Consider the following 18633-nt stretch of genomic DNA (forward strand, 5'->3'; position numbering starts at 1 on the left):
ATAATACATATTTGTTACTTAATAAAAAATGATATTATGGTGAAATTGTTTATTTATATTGCTGACATCTATGGCTAATAACGCTTCCCAATGGTTTTTATACATTATTAGAACAGCAAAACAATCACTTTATACTGGCATTACGACAGATATTACAAGGCGTTTTGAGCAACATAAAAATGGCAAAGGTTCTAAATATTTAAAAGCGCATCAAGATCTTAGCATTGTTTATCAAATTAGCGTGGGTGATAAATCCACAGCGCTAAAAATTGAGTATCGAATAAAACAGCTTTCTAAGCATAAAAAAGAGTGGTTGATTTTAAAGCAACCTAATTTTGAGCAGTTATTACAATCCCTTTCACTATAACGTAATAGAGTGTAATAAATTAAGTTTTCATAATATCAACCAAGCTTTTTATTTAATTTTTAGCCTTATATCATTGGCGCTAATTGTAGTGGTGGTGATTTGATAGCAGTAATTTGCTGTTTAAATTCAGTTAATTGCTGGTGCCAAAAATCATCATCAGTGAACCATGGAAAGGCGATTGGAAAAGCAGGATCTTGCCAACGCGCTATAACCCACGCTAAATGGTGAATCATTCTCATTGCTCTCAAAGGCTCAATAAGTTTTAATTGATGGTTATCAAAATGATAAAACTCTTGATACATCTCAATTAGCATATCTAATTGCAGACGTTGCTGTTTATGATCGCCATGTAGTAACATCCATAGATCTTGGATTGCAGGTCCATTGCGTGAGTCATCAAAATCAACAAACATCGCATTATCACGCCATAAAATATTGCCAGCATGGCAATCAGCATGTAAACGAATAGGTTGCCAATCATTGTGCCAATATTGTTCAACAGCTTTAATTAATTGCGCTAAAATTATTTTAAGATCGGATTGAACTTTATTGGGAATAAAGCGACAAGATAGCAAAACCTCTTGTGGATGATAAAGATATTCCTCTAACCCGATAGTTGGGCGATATGAAAAAGATTGTTTTGCACCTATTTGATGAATACGCCCGAGCAACATAGCAACAGACTCCATCTGCTCAATATTATCCATTTCATATTGCCGTCCGCCCATGCTTGGAAATAGGGAAAACAGGTAACCGTGGTATTCATGTAGCGTCGTATTATTAAATGTTAATGGCGTAATAACAGGAATTTCCGCATCGAATAACTGCTGGGTAAACTGATGTTCTTCAAGAATCTGAGCTCTACTCCAGCGATGAGGACGATAAAATTTAACAACATAACGGGTGTGATCTTCATCATGAAATTGGTAGACTCGGTTTTCATAACTATTTAAGGCGGTAAGTCCTGAATCAAGACGAATCCCGATGGACCCCAAACTATCAACAATCAAATCAGGCGATAACGAGTTATATGAAAAAGGGGTATTATCCATTAAACTGTTACCTTTACTGTTGGCTAAACCATTCATCTAATTTTTGTTTTAAAGGCTCTAATCCCATGCGCTTAGGCGAGGAAAATGGCGCAACGATAATATCCCCTTGAAAAGGCAAAATGGCTTCTTTAACCATGTTAACTTGTTTTTTTTGTGCTCCAGAAGCAAGTTTATCGGCCTTAGTAAGTAATAACATGACAGGAATATTAACTGAAACCGCCCATTGAATCATCTGTTGGTCTAAATCTTTTAACGGATGCCTTATATCCATTAGGACAACTAACCCTTTCAGACTTTCACGTTTTTGTAGATATTCCCCTAAAGATTTTTGCCATTTACGTTTTATTGCTTCGGGAACTTGTGCATAACCATAACCTGGCAAATCAACTAAACGGCAATTTTCTTCAACCTCAAAAAGATTAATTAACTGCGTTCTTCCCGGTGTTTTACTTGTTCTGGCTAGCGTTTTTTGATTGGTTAATGTGTTAAGTGCACTGGATTTACCCGCATTAGATCTGCCAGCAAATGCCACCTCAACACCACTATCACTTGGTAAATGAGAAATATCAGGCGCGCTTAAAATAAAATGAGTTTTTGCGTAATTTAATGGTCGAATTGTTGTCATAAAAAAATACCTTTAAGCGCACAACGGCACTTAATTGATTAAAATGCCGTTACTGTATAGAAAAACTCAAGCATTGACAACTTTTTCGACTGCTTTTGTCAAACGTGCCATCCCTTCTTTTATCTCATCTTCGGATATAATCAGCGATGGGGTAAAACGTAACACATTTGAGCCTGCATTTAAAATCATCACTTTAAACTCGGCCGCAACATTTAACAAATCACGGGCTTTATTATGAAATTCAGGTTGTAACTCAACACCTAATAATAAGCCTTTACCTCGATATTCTCGGAACAATTTGAATTTATCATTGATTAGCTCAAGTTCTTTAATAAATAAAGCTCGTCGAATTTGCACGCCTTCAAGTACTTCAGGAGAATTGATAATATCAAATGCTTCACAGGCCACAGCGCAGGCCAAAGGGTTACCGCCATAAGTTGTGCCATGTACGCCAGGATGCATAACAGAAGCAATTTCATTCGTTGTTAACATAGCACTAATTGGAAACCCACCACCTAATGCCTTAGCAGAGGTTAAAATATCAGGTTTTACATCATATTGCTGGTAAGTATATAAACGCCCTGTTCTCCCCATGCCACATTGGACCTCATCAAATACCAGTAGCGCTTGATATTCATCACACAGCTTGCGTACCCCTTGTAAAAATTCAGGTGTTGCTGAGGCTAAACCGCCTTCACCTTGTACGGGCTCTAAAACAACAGCACAAGTATGGTCATCCATTACAGCCTTAACAGCATCCAAATCATTAAAAGGCACATGAATAATATCAGCAGGTTTTGGACCAAAGCCATCAGAATATTTAGCTTGCCCGCCAACCGACACAGTAAAAAATGTACGTCCATGAAATGATTGATAAAAGGCAATAATCTTAGTTTTATAAGGATTGTATTTTTGTATTGCGTAATAACGCGCTAATTTAAACGCCGCTTCATTAGCTTCTGCGCCTGAATTTGCAAAAAAAACACGATCAGCAAATGTGTTATCAATCAGTTTTTGCGCCAACTTTAACGAGGGTTCATTAGTAAAAACATTACTCACATGCCATAGCTTTTCACTTTGCACTTGTAGCGCTTTGACGAGTCTAGGATGACAATGCCCCAGCGCATTTACAGCTATCCCCCCCGCAAAATCTATATATTCTTCACCATGCTGATCCCAAACGCGACTACCGAAACCTTTTACAGGGATAAAATTTACTGGTGCATAAACAGGTAAAATAACTTTATCGAATAATTCACGGGTCATTTTTGGCTGCATGATTGAATCCTCATTTATTATTAAAGTAGTTTATGTCATTTTAAGTGAATTAATCGCGGTGTAAAGTAAATAATTATTCATTTATTTTATATTAATATTCATTTAATGGCGATTTTAATTTAAAACTTCTACAATTATTTTCTTCTTATCTACAATTATTTTCAGGTATAATCAGCCATCGTTTGCTAATTGTACTTAAAAGAGATAAAAATGAGTCGTGTTATTTATTGCCATTATTTAAAAAAAGAAGCAGAAGGTTTAGATTTCCAACTATACCCAGGAGAGCTTGGCAAACGTATTTTTAATGAAATATCCAAACAAGCATGGCAAGAGTGGCTTAAAAAACAAACTATGCTAATTAACGAACATAAACTCAATATGATGAATTCTGAGCACCGCAAAAAAATTGAAGCAGAAATGGTTAAGTTTCTATTTGAAGGCGGAGAGATTCTGATTGATGGATATAAACCCCAAAATTGAGATACAAAATGAAAAAAAACAAAAAAATCATTGCGTTATTTATTGCCACAAGCCTTTTAACTGGTTGCCCGAGCCAAAAATCGAATAATAACGATTATTACGCTAAAGATACTAATGCTTTCAATATTCTAATTAGCCAGTATGCCAATAACATTGAACAAATCTGGGGGCCGAAAGAAGTCCTTATTGCGGGTCCTAAAGACTATGTTCAATATGAAGATAATCTGCAAACACGTGTTCATATTAACTTTGTTTCGGGGGTGATCACAATCGAAACGCTGTCTGATTCACCAATAAATAATTTGAAAGAAGCGATAGTTTCAACATTACTGATGTCAGAGCCCGTCGATATTATTCGTCGTGATAAAATTAGCCGAGATTTATCCCAAGATCCATTTTTATACAATCAGGTATTAGATCAAGAGCACCAACCTATCCGTTGGAGTGGTAGAGCCAACAGCTTTGCTGATTATGTATTAGCGAATAATTTGAAACAGCGCAAATCAGGCTCACATCAAATTACTTATGTTGAAATTAAACTGGTTCCTAACCATATCAATCAACGAGCACGAAAATTTTTACCACTTGTCTCTGAAGCGTCTAATCGCCATTTGATTGATGAACGTTTGATTTTAGCTATTATGGAAGTTGAATCAGCATTTAACCCATATGCGGTTAGCCGCACTGATGCACTGGGACTCATGCAAGTACAACAACACACCGCTGGTCGTGATATTTTTAAATTACGTGGCAAATCAGGAGAGCCAAGCCGAAAATTCTTACTCGATCCTCGTAATAACGTTGACATGGGAACGGCCTATTTGTCCTTGCTAAAAACCAAATATCTAGCAGGAATTAATAACCCAACATCATTGCGATATGCCATGATTACATCCTATAACGGTGGGGCTGGTAGTGTATTGTCTACTTTTGATAAAGATCGCAACAAAGCTATCCGTATTATAAACTCAATGACACCACAACAAGTTTATCAAAAATTAGTCACTTCTCATGTTTCACAAGAATCACGCAACTATCTGATCAAGGTCAGTAGGATTTTAGAAAACAAATAAACACAATAGTATTCCCTCTTTACACGTAAGCAATTTATACGTAAACAATAAAGAGGGGGGCTTAATGCTAAAAATACCAACGCCCCCAAAACAAGGTATTTTAGATCTTAAAAACACTTCAGAAAATGCATTGATTTTATTAAAGTTTTTATTTTTATAAAAATCAACATTTTTACCCAAAAGGCTAACGCTGCGCCTTATTCGGCGTTAGAATGTGCTATCGACTGAACAAGATGCAGTTTTTTCAGAAACGATTCAGTGCCGTTGTCTTAAAACTCAGCAACAGAGCCGGATAGCCATAAGCTATATTCTACAACCATACGCAACCGTGCTAAATTTCGCCCTCTCCTGCTCAAATGTTATCATCAACCGTTAATTTTATTTGCAAACGGCAGCCGCTCCAAAGCAAAGCTATTGCAAAAAAACATGCCAAAACAGCAAAAAAAATAGTTAAAAAATAACGTAAAATCAGTTAATTACCATAAAAAAACAAAAAACTTCAATAAAATCAATCACTTTTCTGAACCATTTTTAAGCGGTTATGTTTATTTTTAAAATAACTAAGATTACGATACGGTTAATCACCGATAAACACTTCATATAAAAAAGATAATAATTTGATAGGTTGTTTTCGTTTTGCATCTTTGTCTATTTATCGGTATAGTGACACCATTTTTATTGCTTGGTTATAAATCATAAAGACAATTTCATGTCTATTTATCAAAAATTTGTTATTATTGTTATTGTTGGAATGTTACAAATTCATTATTTGTATGCGGACGATAATAAGCAACTGCAATCTTTACGCCACTCTATTGAGGAGCAAGAAAAGCGTTTAGCCCAGCAAAAAAAAGAACGGTCAAAGCTTGTCAATGCACTTAAAGAGCAAGAAACCGAAATAGCTAAACTGCTAACTTCTGTGGAAAAAAATGATTTATCATTGAGAAAGCTCAATCAAGAGATTAATAGTTTAGTTAAGCAAATTGAGCAATTAACGATAAAACAAAAACAGCAACGGAGCGTATTAGCCAAACAACTTGAGAGTGCTTTTAAACTAGGTAATATGACAGGGTTAGAGCTGATTTTTTCCAGCGAGAAAAGTGAGCGTAATAATCGTATAATGACTTACTATGCTTATATTAATGATGCAAGGCAACAGCAAATCCAAGCTCTTGAAAATACGCAAGCTCAATTGACTGAAAAGCGTGCACAGTTAGAAAAAAAGCAATCTTCGCATAAAACATTACAAAGTAAGCAGAAAGAACAACAAGCAAAACTTGAAAAAAATCGAGAAAATCGACAAAGTACGATAACCGATCTTGATTCAGCGATGCAAGTTAATCAACAAAAATTAATGGACTTGCGTAATAATGAAGCTAAGTTACAAGCTAAAATTGCCCAGGCAAAGCAAGAAAGCAAGCGCATAGCAGAAGAAGAAATAAAACAAGCAAAAAATATTGAAGAAAAACAAAAAAATAAAAGTTACATCCCTAATCCTGACGAGCAAGCTTTAATGGCGCGTGTTAGTGGTATAGGAAAACCTCAACACCAATTTAATTGGCCAGTTAGTGGTAGTGTTGCACACAAGTTTGGTGAGCGGCTACAAGGGGAATTGTATTGGAAAGGAATGGTAATTAATGCTAAAGATGGTACTCAAGTTAAAGCCATTGCTGATGGTCGCGTTATTTTAGCCAGTTGGCTACAAGGTTATGGTTTTGTTGTGGCACTTGAGCATGGTAAAGGTGATATGAGTTTATATGGTTATAATCAACGCATGTTAGTTGAGGTAGGCGATAGGATCCTCCATGGGCAAGCTATAGCGCTAGTAGGATCCAGTGGCGGTCAACGCACCCCAGCGTTATATTTTGAAATTCGCCGTGATGGTAAGGCGCTTGATCCAAGTGGATGGTTAAAATAGTGCGTTGTTTTATAACTATTTTTATTATGATTGTCTTTACGCTAAATACACACTCTGTTTGGGCGGCTAAGCTTGCGCTTGTTATTGATGATTTTGGTTATCGTCAGCATAATGAAGAGCAGGTTATTAGGCTTTCGCCTAATATCACTGTAGCTGTGTTACCTAACTCACCAAATGCTGCGCGTATAGCTAATATTGCTCACCAACATGGTAATGATGTAATAATTCATTTACCTATGGCACCACTTAGCAAACAGCGGCTAGAAAAAGACACTTTATTTCCATCAATGGACGAAACGCAAATAAGTCGGATTGTAAATAATGCAATTGAGCTTGTGCCACATGCTATTGGTTTTAATAACCATATGGGCAGTTTGATGACAGCAGATCTTAACGGAATGACTAATGTGATGAAGGCATTAAGCGCGCATCCAATGTTTTTTTTAGATAGCAAAACAATTGGCCGAACACAAATAAAAAAAGCTGCTAGTTATTATGATGTTCCAGTGCTAGCGCGTGATGTATTTTTAGATGATGAGCAAACTGAGCGAGCAATTAGCCGGCAATTTGATTTAGCCGTCAAATTAGCGCGTAAAAAAGGCGTTGCTATTGTTATTGGGCACCCACATCCACAAACGATTAATGTATTAAAAGCAAAACTTGCTAAGTTACCTGCTGATATTGAATTAGTTAAAGTTGGTAAATTAGTTACATCATCGCCTAATGCAACGAATTATCCAGCTAAATACCAAAGAATACTGAAAAATATTGCGGATAAATGCCAAAATATTATTGATAAATGCAAAGAACGATTTGAAGAATTATCAACCCTTGCTACCGAGAATGAATAATCACGGTTTCTTTTCTAACGTTCGATGGCGAATTTGTACTTGTTTATTTTGTGCCTTAAAAAATTCAGCTAATTGTTCAACAATAAAGACCGAACGGTGTTGCCCTCCTGTACAGCCAATAGCAATGGTTAGATAACTGCGGTTATTTTTTTCTAACAGCGGTAGCCATTGATTTAAGTAATTAGCAGTTTGAGAGATGAAATTTGAGACTTCTTCATACCTTAATAAATAGTCTTTAACAGGTTTGTCTAATCCTGTTAGTGGACGCAAACTAACTTCCCAATGAGGGTTAGGTAAAAACCTAACATCAAACACAAAATCCGCATCAACAGGTAAGCCATGTTTGAAGCCAAATGATTCAAAAATGATCGTTAATTCCCGTTCTTTTTTACCTAAAATACGCGATCTTAATATATCAGATAGTTCATGAACCGAAAGATTATCGGTATTAATAACTAGGCTTGCATGCGATTTTAACGGCTCTAGATATTTTTCTTCTAAATCGATGGCTTCTTCAAGAGAATATTGTTGATTAGTTAATGGGTGCGTACGTCGAGTTTCGCTATAGCGCCGAATTAAGGTATTTGGGCTACAATCAAAAAAAATAATTTCGGGTGTAACTGATGCGGGTAAGCGTTGAAAGATATCACTATTAAAATCAAATTGTTCAGGTAAATTTCGGATATCAATGCTAACAGCAACAGGGGTATTATTGTCTTTTAGTGAATTGGCTAATTGAGGTAATAAAACAACGGGGATATTATCAACACAATAAAATCCCATATCTTCTAGCGCTCGCAAGGCAACGGATTTGCCAGAACCAGAGCGACCACTTACTATCAGTAAAATCACAATATTAACTCCGATATCATTGATGCATTAAGTATATACTGTTTACTTATTAATATGCAATTTCGAGTATACATAATATAGTGAATAATTAATATTCAGTTTTAATTTTACTAATCAATTGTTTTAGTGCTTGACCTCGGTGCGATATTTGGCTTTTCTGTTCTTTGGTTAGTTGCGCCGCTGTACAACCCAATTCAGGCACATAAAAAAGCGGATCGTAACCAAATCCACCGTCGCCTTGTGCTTCAGTTAAGATTAAACCATGCCATTTTCCTAAGCAGATAATTGGTGTTGGATCATTTTCGTGGCGCATAAACACCAGTGCACAATAAAAGTAGGCAGTACGTTTTTCTTTGGGAACATTGTTTAATGCATCCAATAATTTTTGATTATTGCTTTGATCATTACCGTGTTCACCAGCATAACGCGCAGAATAAATTCCTGGTTGACCGCCAAGAGCATCTACCGATAAGCCAGAGTCATCAGCAATGGACGGCAGTCCTGTTAATTTAGCGGTATGCCGTGCTTTTAAAATAGCATTTTCAATAAATGTTAAACCTGTTTCGTTAGCATCAGGTACATTAAATTGGCTTTGTGCAACAATATCAAAACCGGCATCAACGAGTAACCGTTGCAATTCCTTGACCTTGCCTTGATTATTGGTTGCTAACACAATTTTTTGCATTTTGACTTCCTTTATATTACTTGTTTATTCATTATTGACTTGAGCTGGTTGTAGCCCACGCTAGCTAATTTTATGTTGAATTTTTAAAAATCAGGTTCGCAACTAAATGTCATACTTTCACCTGTTTTAGGGTGATTAATCGTCAACAATTGAGCGTGTAATAGTAGCCTTTTTGACATCGCAAAAGCATCAGGATGAGCATAGAATTTATCACCTAAAATGGGATGACCGATGGCTTGCATATGAACACGTAATTGGTGCGACCTGCCTGTAAATGGGAATAATTTTATGCGAGTTGTGTTGTCTGGATTTCTGGATATCACTTGATATTCAGTTAGCGCAGGTTTACCATTTTCTAAATCAACCATTTGCCTTGGGCGATTAGGCCAATCACAAATTAATGGTAACTCAACACGGCCAACATCTTGCTCAAGATGTCCATGTACGACCGCGATATAAATTTTTTTAGGGATACGTTCTCGAAACTGTTTTTTTATTTCGCGATCAGCTAATTTTGACAGTGCAGCAACCATGATACCGCTGGTTGCCATATCAAGCCGGTGAACGGATTCGACATAGCTATATTTTTGTTGTAAACGATGAATAATGCTATCAATAAATTGTGGTTTATTGCCTGAAACTGACAAAATACCGGGTTGTTTATTGACAACCACGATATGGTCATCTTGATATAAAATGGACAGCCAAGGTTCGATAGGCGGGTGATATTCTAAAAGCATTTATATGTGACAATTCGTAAAATAAAATTGCCACACATTCTAACAAACTCAACAAAAAGTGCCAGTTTTATAAATAAAGTTACTTATTCCAAATTGAACCTTTTGGCGATGGAAATATCTGTGAAATTAATACAGCTAAACCAAAAATCAGGTAACAAGCAAAAATAATAATCATCCATTGTGACATTTCAATAGTTAAAAACGTCCAAATTTTATCGGCACAAGAGCCATAAGCTTTAAACATGCTAGGAAGCAACGAGTCTAAGGGAAACCACGAAGGGAATTGAGCGTTAATCGAACAAGTATCACTTAAATTAGGTTCAAATTGTAAATGGGCATGAAATGTTGCTAGCAAAAAGCCTTTATAGGCGCTAACCATCCAAATTAAAATACCGATTAATCGAACAATAATGTTACGAGGAGCAATGAGCCCAACAATGCTAGCTAGCATAATGCCCAAAATAGCACAACGTTGGTAAATACAGAGTGTACAAGGTGCAAGCCCTAAGCTATGTTGAAAATAAAGTGCGGTTATTTCAAAAGCAAGCGTGGAAAAGAACAATAAGAACCAAGCAAATCTACCTTTTGAGTATTGATTAAGCAGTGATAACATACTATTTTATTCCTCCATATTCCGTTATAATCTTTCTTCTTTAATTATACTGAATATAATCTATCTTATTTTTTAATTACGATAGTGTAGTTTATTTTTTTATAATGTAAACGACTTTATTTATTGATAGCGGATTAATCATTTTCTATGGACTCAACAGTTCCACAAACAAAATTACAAGTCTCATTTGTTACTATTTCAGAAGAAAATGCGACACAGCGTATTGATAATTTTTTAATCACCTATTTAAAAGGTGTGCCAAAAAGTATGATTTATCGCATTTTAAGAAAAGGTGAAGTGCGTGTTAATAAAAAACGGATCAAACCTGAATATAAATTAAATATTGGCGATGAAATTCGTATCCCACCGGTTCGAATGACAGAAAAAGCCATGCCAGAAATTTCAACCAAGCTAAATAAAGTCGCCGATTTAGAAAAAGCGATTATCTATGAAGATGATGTCTTATTGGCGATTAACAAACCATCTGGTATTGCCGTACATGGTGGCAGTGGTTTAAGTTTTGGGGTAATTGAAGCATTACGAGCTTTAAGACCTGAAGCAAAGTTTTTAGAACTAGTGCATCGCATTGATCGCGAAACTTCAGGGGTGCTATTAATTGCTAAAAAACGCTCCGCATTAAAATCCTTACACGAACAATTACGCCTTAAACAAATGCAGAAAAACTATTTAGCTTTGGTTAAAGGTAATTGGTCTTCTGACTGCAAAGTCATACAAGCGCCATTGCTCAAAAATGTGTTAAAAAGCGGTGAACGAGTCGTGAAAGTCGATAAAGACGGTAAGCCATCAGAAACACGTTTTAAAGTTGAAGAGCGGTTTGATTTTGCAACTTTAATAAAAGCAAGCCCCGTTACTGGGCGAACACATCAAATCCGCATTCATACACAATATGCTAACCATCCAATTGCTTTTGATGACCGCTATGGCGATAGACAATTTGATGCATTGTTAGCAGGAACAAAGCTTAATCGATTATTTTTACATGCAGCAAGTGTTAAATTTATTCATCCTAAAAGCTTACAAGAAATGCTATTAAATGCACCAATGGATGATACTTTACAGGCTTGTTTAGCCTATCTTAGAAAAGATAAATATAAGCGAACCGATTCTTAAAATAAACAAGGTAGTAAGTGCGAATGAAAGATATTAATTTATACTTAATTAGACATGGCCAAACGGAATGGAACATTAAAGATCAGATGCAAGGATCTCAAAATTCACCGTTAACCGAACAAGGCATTTTGGGTGCTAAAATAACAGGACAATATTTAAAAGATATTCCTTTTATGCAAGCGTACTCAAGCACACAACAACGTGCGATGGAAACACGCGATTATATTGTTAAAGAAAATAATCTTACTATTCCCACTTTTGAGCTTGCCGATCTACGTGAAATGGATTTTGGCATTTGGGAAGGTAAACATGTCCCTCTGTTGAAAAAGACGTTTCCTGAATTTACGACTTATTTAACTGATCCAGCTAATTTCGACGCTTCAGTTAATCAAGGTGAAAATTATCTTGATATACTAACGCGTATGAAGCAAGGATTAAACACCATTGTTCAAAGCGCGACTCAAGATACGGGTAATATTTTGGTTGTGTCACATGGGACAGTATTACGAATTTTACTTTGTGTGTTAAATGGTGGCGATTGGCGTTTACATCGTGATGAAAATTATTTTCCTCGAATGCTAAATACTAGCATTAGCTTGGTTAATTATAAACAAAGCCATGAGCATCCTGAAGGGGCATTTACGGTAAAATTCTTCAATAATGTAGATCATTTGTCTTAAAAAATAACCTGATTTATCATTTTCTCGACTAATATTATTACAAAAATTAGTCGAGATATGATCATTAAAGATTGTTATCGTTTATAAACAGCATAACGTTTTTGCAACTGTTTTAATTGATTAATTCTTGCATCGATTTTAGAAATCATTATTTGATTGCCTTTGGTTTGATTTTTCGCATTTTGTAGTAATTGTATTGATTGTTGGAATTGACCTTCTAATGCAAGTAACTCTGCTTTAGCACTCATTTCTTGAGCCCTTGAACGTGATCCACCATAAGCTGTAACAAGTAAATCCCAACCATTAGTATCATCATTATGGTCAAAAGTGTAACGATGTAATAACGTGACGGCTTGTTGGTAATTTCTATTTTTTATATATGCATTAGCAAGATTCAATTGCAAAGCTGAGCTGTCTGGGGCTTTTTTTAATGCGGCTTGTAAGCGAGTAATGGCTGCATCGTTATTGTTGAGCGCCAAATCAATATCAGTCATTAAATCAATATACCAAATATTATTTGGATCGCGGTCTAATAAGGGTTGTAACTGCTGTTTTGCTTTTTGGTTATTACCACTCAAGTTGTCAGCTAATGCGTTACCATAAATAACAGCTGTTTTAGTTTGTTCGTTATTGATCTTTTTGTAATCTTCAAGTAATCGTTTAGCAGCATTTTTATTTTTAGTTATTAAGATTGCTAATCGTGCTTTTGCTAAATAATAATTTAATGATGGCGATACACTTTTTTTACTGTATTGCATTGAGCGATTGCGAATATCCGTTAACCGACTATTGGGTAATGGGTGAGTAAGTAATATTTCAGGCGCTTTACTACTAAAACGGCTTTGATCAGCCAGCTTTTGTAAAAACTCCGATGAAGCATAAGGATCAAACCCTGCTTTGGCAAGCGTTCTTAAACCGACACGATCAGCTTCTTGCTCATTGCTTTGTGTAAAACTAATCATATTTTGAGTTGAACCTGCCATGGTGCTTGTCATCGCGGCCATGCCAGCTTCCGGATTCGCTAATGTTAGCAATAAAGAGCCTAACGTTGCCCCCCAAACATAAGGACTATTTCGACTTTGATTTTCCATCGCTCTGGCTAAATGCCGTTGGGTGACATGACCAATTTCATGAGCCATTACTGACGCTAGTTGGCTTTCATTATCAGTATCTAATATTAATCGTGAGTGAATAACAACATTTCCCCCAAAAAAGGCAAATGCATTTAGCACATCACTTTTCATAATATAAAAATGGAAAGGCGTTTTTACTGATTCTGATTTAGAGACTAATTTCTTACCTAAATCATTAATATATTGGCTTAAAACAGGGTCGTTTATAATTGGAGCATCGGCTCGCAACATTCGCATATAATAATCGCCCATTTCCATTTCTTGGCCAATACTTAATGTTGTAGCAGCAGCGGTACCTATATCGGGTAGGTTAATATTATCAGCATAAACAATGGACGTGCTTTGTAATAATAACGAGGTAGATAGTGCAAATGCGATGGCTTTTTTTAACATTATTTCAACCCATTGATGTAAGATTTTTATTGATTTATTTTAGCCGAAAAAAAGAACAATATCACTTTGAATTTATACTCAACATTTTCTTTGTTAAGTATTTGTGGATGTTTATTTTTGAAAATTAAAAGTAGTTTTGTAAAAAAATCACCTTACGCTAGTCGTTAATTAGTATTGGCTTTATGGTAGCTAAATAATAACAATACAACAGTAATAAGCTAATTACTGTTGTATTGAGGGTAATGATTCCAAATTTTATTATGTTTTATAACTAGTTAGCAAGTTATCTTAATGTTAAGCTAGCTTGCAACGAGTTTTGATAAATTCAATAATATTATCAACTTTTACCATTTCTTTATCGCCACCAGCACGGTGTTTATATTCCACTTCGCCATTATCAAGATTACGCTCACCAATGACAATGGTATGAGGTATACCGATCAATTCAGCATCAGCAAACATAACACCAGGACGTTCTTTACGATCATCAAAAAGCACTTCAATGCCAGCTGCTTGCAAATCTGCGTAAAGTTTTTCGGCTGTCGCTTGCACTTTTTCTGATTTGTGCATATTCATTGGAATGATCACAACACTAAATGGCGCAATAGCTTCTGGCCAAATAATACCTCGATCATCATGGCATTGTTCAATAGCTGCCGCTACAATACGACTAACCCCAATACCATAGCATCCCATAATCATCACATGGTTTTGCCCATCTTCGCCTTGCACTGTCGCTTTCATAGCTTGTGAATATTTTGTGCCAAGTTGGAATATATGCCCAACTTCAATGCCACGTTTGATTTGTAATGTACCTTTGCCATCAGGACTCATATCGCCTTCAACCACATTACGGATATCTTCAATACGTGGTAGGGAAACATCACGCTCCCAATTGATGTTAAAATAGTGTTTGTGATCAATATTAGCGCCTGCGCCAAAATCGCTCATAACAGCAACATCACGATCGATAATAATTGGCATGTTTAAATTAATTGGACCTAATGAACCAGGACCGGCGTTAACTAAAGCACGAATTTCTTCTTCGGTTGCAAATTCAAGGGGTGAAGCAACGATATCAATTTTTTCCGCTTTGATTTCGTTTAAAGTATGATCGCCTCGAACTAATAATGCCACTAACTGATGACCGCTTTCTTTAGTTGCTTTTACCATTAGGGTTTTTACCGTTTTTTCAATTGGCAAATTAAACTGCTGAACTAATTCATCAATCGTTTTTGCATTGGGAGTATCAACTAGTTCCATCGCTTTAGTTGGCTCTGCACGTTGTTGTGTTGGTGCTAAAGCTTGCGCCATTTCAATATTAGCGGCATAATCTGACTCTGTTGAGAAAACAATATCATCTTCCCCGCTATCCGCTAGCACTTGGAATTCATGAGACCAATTACCACCAATCGATCCAGTATCAGCACGTACTGCTCTAAAGTTTAAGCCTGCGCGTGTAAAAATAGCGCTATAGGCTTTATACATATCATCATAAGTTTCTTGTAATGATTCTTGTGAAGTATGGAAAGAATAAGCATCTTTCATAATAAATTCACGCGAACGCATCACCCCAAAGCGAGGACGCACTTCGTCACGGAATTTAGTTTGAATTTGATACACATTAAGAGGTAATTGTTTATATGAGCTAACTTCATTACGCAGTAAATCAGTAATCACTTCTTCATGAGTTGGACCTAATACAAAGTCACGGTCGCCACGATCTTTGATTCGTAATAGCTCAGGTCCATATTGTTCCCAACGACCGCTTTCTTGCCAAATATCAGCAGGCTGTACAACTGGCATTAATACTTCTATTGCGCCAGCTTTATTCATCTCTTCACGGACAATATTTTCTACTTTTTTAAGTACACGGTAACCAGTGGGAAGCCAAGTATATAACCCTGCGGCAACTTTACGGATCATACCGGCACGTAACATTAATTGATGGCTAATGACTTCTGCATCAGCAGGGGTCTCTTTTAACGTAGAAAGAAGATATTTACTGGTTCGCATACATTTATCCTAAAAAATAATTGATGTATTAAATATAATAAAAATGTAAGCTAGTTTAGCAGTACCTTGCATAACACTAAAGTAATTTATTGGCAATTATTGATAGTCAAAAACATTTATAATAAATTAGCCAATATAAACAATACAATAAAATCAATATGAAGAAATTAAATTTATCGCACTTCGTTACCGCCGTTTTTGTAATTTTGGTACTATACCAACCAATTAAATTGATTACCTATTATTTAGTTGATTTTAGTTATGACAAAATAATGGAATATATGTGGATTTATGATGACATGTGCTATTACTCTGGTGAATCAGATAGTGGTGAGTATGATTACAGTAAAGATTGTTCTATTTGCAATCAAATAAGCCCATATAAACACAATGACATGTATATCCAAAAAGAAGGTAATGGCTATATTGTTGGCCGTGATATGATGAAAAAAATTTATTTGAAGAAAAAACCTGATTATATTTCTTTTGAGCGATTTACAGGAGGTGAGCTGTATGTAAAGGATCTAGAAACAGGTATAACATGTACTTTTTATTCATACGAATAATTTAATAAGAAAGTAAGTGGTTATGAAAATAATGAAACTAAAAAAATTAAAAATATCGCATATTATTTATCTGCTATTAGTCTTTGCTATACTCTATTATCCTGTGAAAATAACCAAATATCATTTAATGGATTTAAGTTATGATGAAATTTTAGATTTTGGCTGGCGAGGAGACGGGTGTAAAACTAAAGATGGTGATTGGGTAGATTCTATCAATTGTCCTTGTGGCACAGGATTGATAGAACCAGATGATTCTTATAAAATTAGTAAAGAAGGGTATTTTTATGACAATGATAAACTCTTTGGAAAAGCAACCCTCAAAAAAAAGCCAAGTTATTTTTCTGACGGTGGAATTTTAACAGGTGGTGAGTTAGAAATTGAGCATTTAGAGACAGGAATAACCTGTTATTATGACTCTGTTTTAGATTAATCGGTCATTGTGCCTATTTGATAATTAATACTTTGTAAAAAACGCTCAATCGCTTACATTTCATGATTAAAATAATCGCCTAAAGACACACTTTCAGTAATGACCACCCCCCCATTTTGATAAGCCGATATTTTCCAACCCACTATTAACTTTAGGTACTAAGCACAGTTAAACGTTTAATCTCAACAGACAACATTTTCCAAAATATTTGATTATCACCTTAACTTTCCTTTTTAATTTGCTTTCAGTTGTCACTAGTTTCGAACTTTTTGAATCAAAATTGATACTTTATTTATTTTTAATTTTACTAAGCATCAAAATAGATACCCACATAATATTGATTATATTTAATATTTTTTTATTTATGTGATAACGATCACTTTAGAAAGGTCGTTAAATTGATATCATATGTGCAGAATATTAATTAAGGAGTAGTACCCAATGAGTAAGTTAATGAATAACGAAAATGTTATCAGTTCAAACAATAAATCAACATTACCAAAATGGCGAAAAAGCGACACTTTATGGATGCTTAGTCTTTATGGTACCGCAATTGGTGCTGGAGTGCTTTTTCTACCCATTAATGCAGGTGTTGGTGGATTGATTCCATTATTAGTTATGTTGATTCTTGCCTTTCCAATGACATTTTTTGCCCACCGAGCTTTATGTAGATTTGTTCTATCAGGAAAAAACAGTAATGGCGATATTACTGTTGTTGTAGAAGAGTCTTTTGGGCGCACCGCAGGAATTTGGATAACGGTGCTGTATTTTTTTGCCATTTACCCAATATTATTGGTATATAGTGTTGGTATTACCAATACAGTAGACAGTTTTATGGTTAATCAACTAGGTATGCAGCCAATCCCCCGTGCTTTGCTTTCGTTTGTTTTAGTTGCATTCTTAATGTCAATTGTTCATTTTGGTGAAGAGCTGATTGTTAAAGTGATGTCCGTTTTAGTTTTCCCTTTTATTGCGGTTTTAATGATGCTAGCTTTATTTTTAATCCCTGAATGGAATAGCAGTAATTTATCCTTTAGCCTTAATAGTGAAGGTGGACATAGTATATTAATGACACTTTGGCTGGTTATTCCCGTTATGGTCTTTGCGTTTAATCACTCTCCCATTATTTCCTCATTAGCTGTTGCTAAACGTAAAGAATATGGCAATATTTATGCAGAACCGAAATGTACTAAAATTATTGCTGCCAGTAACATAATGATGGTTGTGACTGTTATGTTTTTTGTTTTTAGTTGTGCTCTGTGCTTATCGCCAGCTGAACTTTTAGAAGCAAAAACACAAAATATCTCGACTTTATCTTATTTAGCTAATCGATTTAATTCGCCAGTTATTGAATACATTGGGCCGCCAATTGCTTTTATTGCCATGGCTAAATCGTTTTTAGGTCACTATCTTGGTGGTAAAGAAGGCTTTAACGGTCTTGTGCAAAAAATATTACGTAGCCGCAACAAAACGATTTCAGAAAAGAAACTTGATAAACTAGCCATTGCATTTATGTTTGTAACAGCGTGGGGAATTGCAACAATTAATCCAAGCATTTTAGCGCTTATTGAATCACTTGGTGGACCTATTTTAGCTATATTATTGTTCTTAATGCCTATGTATGCAATTCATCAAATCCCAGCATTGGCAAAATATCGTGGAAAATTAAGTAATGTATTTATTGTTGTTATGGGATTAGTTGCAATTTCTGCGGCTATCTATAATTTATTATAAAGATTACCTAATAGGT

At 35.4% G+C, this 18633-nt stretch carries 19 protein-coding genes; 10 read left to right on the forward strand and 9 right to left on the reverse strand.

The genetic code is table 11. The annotated features are described in order from the left end of the window. The first annotated feature begins 70 nt into the window (after positions 1–70). Entirely contained in the window at positions 71–367 is a 297-nt protein-coding gene (locus tag A9G28_RS03355; protein ID WP_065566541.1) for a GIY-YIG nuclease family protein, read from the forward strand. A gap of 65 nt (positions 368–432) precedes the next feature. Here A9G28_RS03355 and A9G28_RS03360 read toward each other — a convergent pair whose 3' ends face one another. The 3 genes from A9G28_RS03360 to A9G28_RS03370 form a co-directional block, all read right to left on the reverse strand. Next, positions 433–1419: a serine/threonine protein kinase gene (locus A9G28_RS03360; protein ID WP_065579805.1), complete on the reverse strand. Its 987-nt coding sequence runs from the start codon at positions 1417–1419 to the stop codon at positions 433–435. A gap of 13 nt (positions 1420–1432) precedes the next feature. Then, positions 1433–2044 (reverse strand): ribosome biogenesis GTP-binding protein YihA/YsxC, encoded by a 612-nt coding sequence (gene yihA / locus A9G28_RS03365; RefSeq protein WP_065566540.1) that lies wholly within the window; start codon positions 2042–2044, stop codon positions 1433–1435. 66 nt (positions 2045–2110) lie between these two features. Continuing rightward, positions 2111–3322: an aspartate aminotransferase family protein gene (locus tag A9G28_RS03370; protein WP_065579762.1), complete on the reverse strand. Its 1212-nt coding sequence runs from the start codon at positions 3320–3322 to the stop codon at positions 2111–2113. A gap of 210 nt (positions 3323–3532) precedes the next feature. Between A9G28_RS03370 and A9G28_RS03375 the strand changes: the two genes are divergently transcribed. The 4 genes from A9G28_RS03375 (at position 3533) to A9G28_RS03390 (ending at position 7644) form a co-directional block, all read left to right on the forward strand. Then, positions 3533–3802: an oxidative damage protection protein gene (locus A9G28_RS03375; RefSeq protein WP_065566538.1), complete on the forward strand. Its 270-nt coding sequence runs from the start codon at positions 3533–3535 to the stop codon at positions 3800–3802. 8 nt (positions 3803–3810) lie between these two features. Further along, positions 3811–4875, forward strand: a complete 1065-nt coding sequence (gene mltC, locus A9G28_RS03380; RefSeq protein WP_065579763.1) for a membrane-bound lytic murein transglycosylase MltC — start codon at positions 3811–3813, stop codon at positions 4873–4875. Between the two features lie 709 nt (positions 4876–5584). Further along, complete coding sequence (gene envC, locus A9G28_RS03385) at positions 5585–6793, forward strand: murein hydrolase activator EnvC (RefSeq protein WP_065579764.1); 1209 nt, start codon at positions 5585–5587, stop codon at positions 6791–6793. Then, the gene (locus A9G28_RS03390) at positions 6793–7644 is read left to right on the forward strand and encodes a divergent polysaccharide deacetylase family protein (protein ID WP_176702109.1); all 852 of its coding nucleotides are present in this window, start codon (positions 6793–6795) and stop codon (positions 7642–7644) included. The genes envC and A9G28_RS03390 overlap by 1 nt, the downstream gene beginning before the upstream one ends. Here the strand turns inward: A9G28_RS03390 and rapZ are convergent, their stop codons facing one another. The 4 genes from rapZ to dsbB form a co-directional block, all read right to left on the reverse strand. Beyond that, positions 7645–8496, reverse strand: coding sequence for an RNase adapter RapZ (gene rapZ / locus A9G28_RS03395; protein ID WP_065566534.1), 852 nt, complete (start codon positions 8494–8496; stop codon positions 7645–7647). A gap of 88 nt (positions 8497–8584) precedes the next feature. Next, positions 8585–9181 (reverse strand): XTP/dITP diphosphatase, encoded by a 597-nt coding sequence (locus A9G28_RS03400; protein ID WP_065579766.1) that lies wholly within the window; start codon positions 9179–9181, stop codon positions 8585–8587. A gap of 83 nt (positions 9182–9264) precedes the next feature. After that, positions 9265–9921, reverse strand: coding sequence for a bifunctional tRNA pseudouridine(32) synthase/23S rRNA pseudouridine(746) synthase RluA (gene rluA / locus A9G28_RS03405; RefSeq protein ID WP_065579767.1), 657 nt, complete (start codon positions 9919–9921; stop codon positions 9265–9267). A 79-nt stretch (positions 9922–10000) separates the two neighbouring features. Beyond that, positions 10001–10534, reverse strand: a complete 534-nt coding sequence (gene dsbB, locus A9G28_RS03410; RefSeq protein WP_065579768.1) for a disulfide bond formation protein DsbB — start codon at positions 10532–10534, stop codon at positions 10001–10003. Between the two features lie 147 nt (positions 10535–10681). Between dsbB and rluC the strand changes: the two genes are divergently transcribed. Beyond that, the gene (rluC, locus tag A9G28_RS03415) at positions 10682–11665 is read left to right on the forward strand and encodes a 23S rRNA pseudouridine(955/2504/2580) synthase RluC (protein ID WP_065579769.1); all 984 of its coding nucleotides are present in this window, start codon (positions 10682–10684) and stop codon (positions 11663–11665) included. Positions 11666–11688: 23 nt separating this feature from the next. Next, positions 11689–12345: a histidine phosphatase family protein gene (locus A9G28_RS03420; RefSeq protein WP_065566529.1), complete on the forward strand. Its 657-nt coding sequence runs from the start codon at positions 11689–11691 to the stop codon at positions 12343–12345. Positions 12346–12419: 74 nt separating this feature from the next. On the opposite strand, the gene A9G28_RS03425 is transcribed toward A9G28_RS03420, so the two are convergent. Then, positions 12420–13871 (reverse strand): beta-barrel assembly-enhancing protease, encoded by a 1452-nt coding sequence (locus tag A9G28_RS03425; RefSeq protein ID WP_065579770.1) that lies wholly within the window; start codon positions 13869–13871, stop codon positions 12420–12422. Positions 13872–14165: 294 nt separating this feature from the next. Then, positions 14166–15887: a proline--tRNA ligase gene (proS, locus tag A9G28_RS03430; RefSeq protein WP_065566527.1), complete on the reverse strand. Its 1722-nt coding sequence runs from the start codon at positions 15885–15887 to the stop codon at positions 14166–14168. 158 nt (positions 15888–16045) lie between these two features. Between proS and A9G28_RS03435 the strand changes: the two genes are divergently transcribed. The 3 genes from A9G28_RS03435 to A9G28_RS03445 all read left to right on the forward strand — a co-directional run bounded on the left by A9G28_RS03435 (position 16046) and on the right by A9G28_RS03445 (position 18617). Next, positions 16046–16453 (forward strand): hypothetical protein, encoded by a 408-nt coding sequence (locus tag A9G28_RS03435; protein WP_141674678.1) that lies wholly within the window; start codon positions 16046–16048, stop codon positions 16451–16453. 22 nt (positions 16454–16475) lie between these two features. Then, positions 16476–16883, forward strand: a complete 408-nt coding sequence (locus tag A9G28_RS03440) for a hypothetical protein (RefSeq protein ID WP_065572375.1) — start codon at positions 16476–16478, stop codon at positions 16881–16883. A 453-nt stretch (positions 16884–17336) separates the two neighbouring features. After that, complete coding sequence (locus tag A9G28_RS03445) at positions 17337–18617, forward strand: serine/threonine transporter (RefSeq protein WP_065579806.1); 1281 nt, start codon at positions 17337–17339, stop codon at positions 18615–18617. Positions 18618–18633 lie beyond the last annotated feature (16 nt).

It is taken from the genome of Gilliamella sp. Fer1-1 (assembly GCF_001690825.1).
Taxonomy (GTDB): Bacteria; Pseudomonadota; Gammaproteobacteria; order Enterobacterales; family Orbaceae; genus Gilliamella; species Gilliamella apicola_C.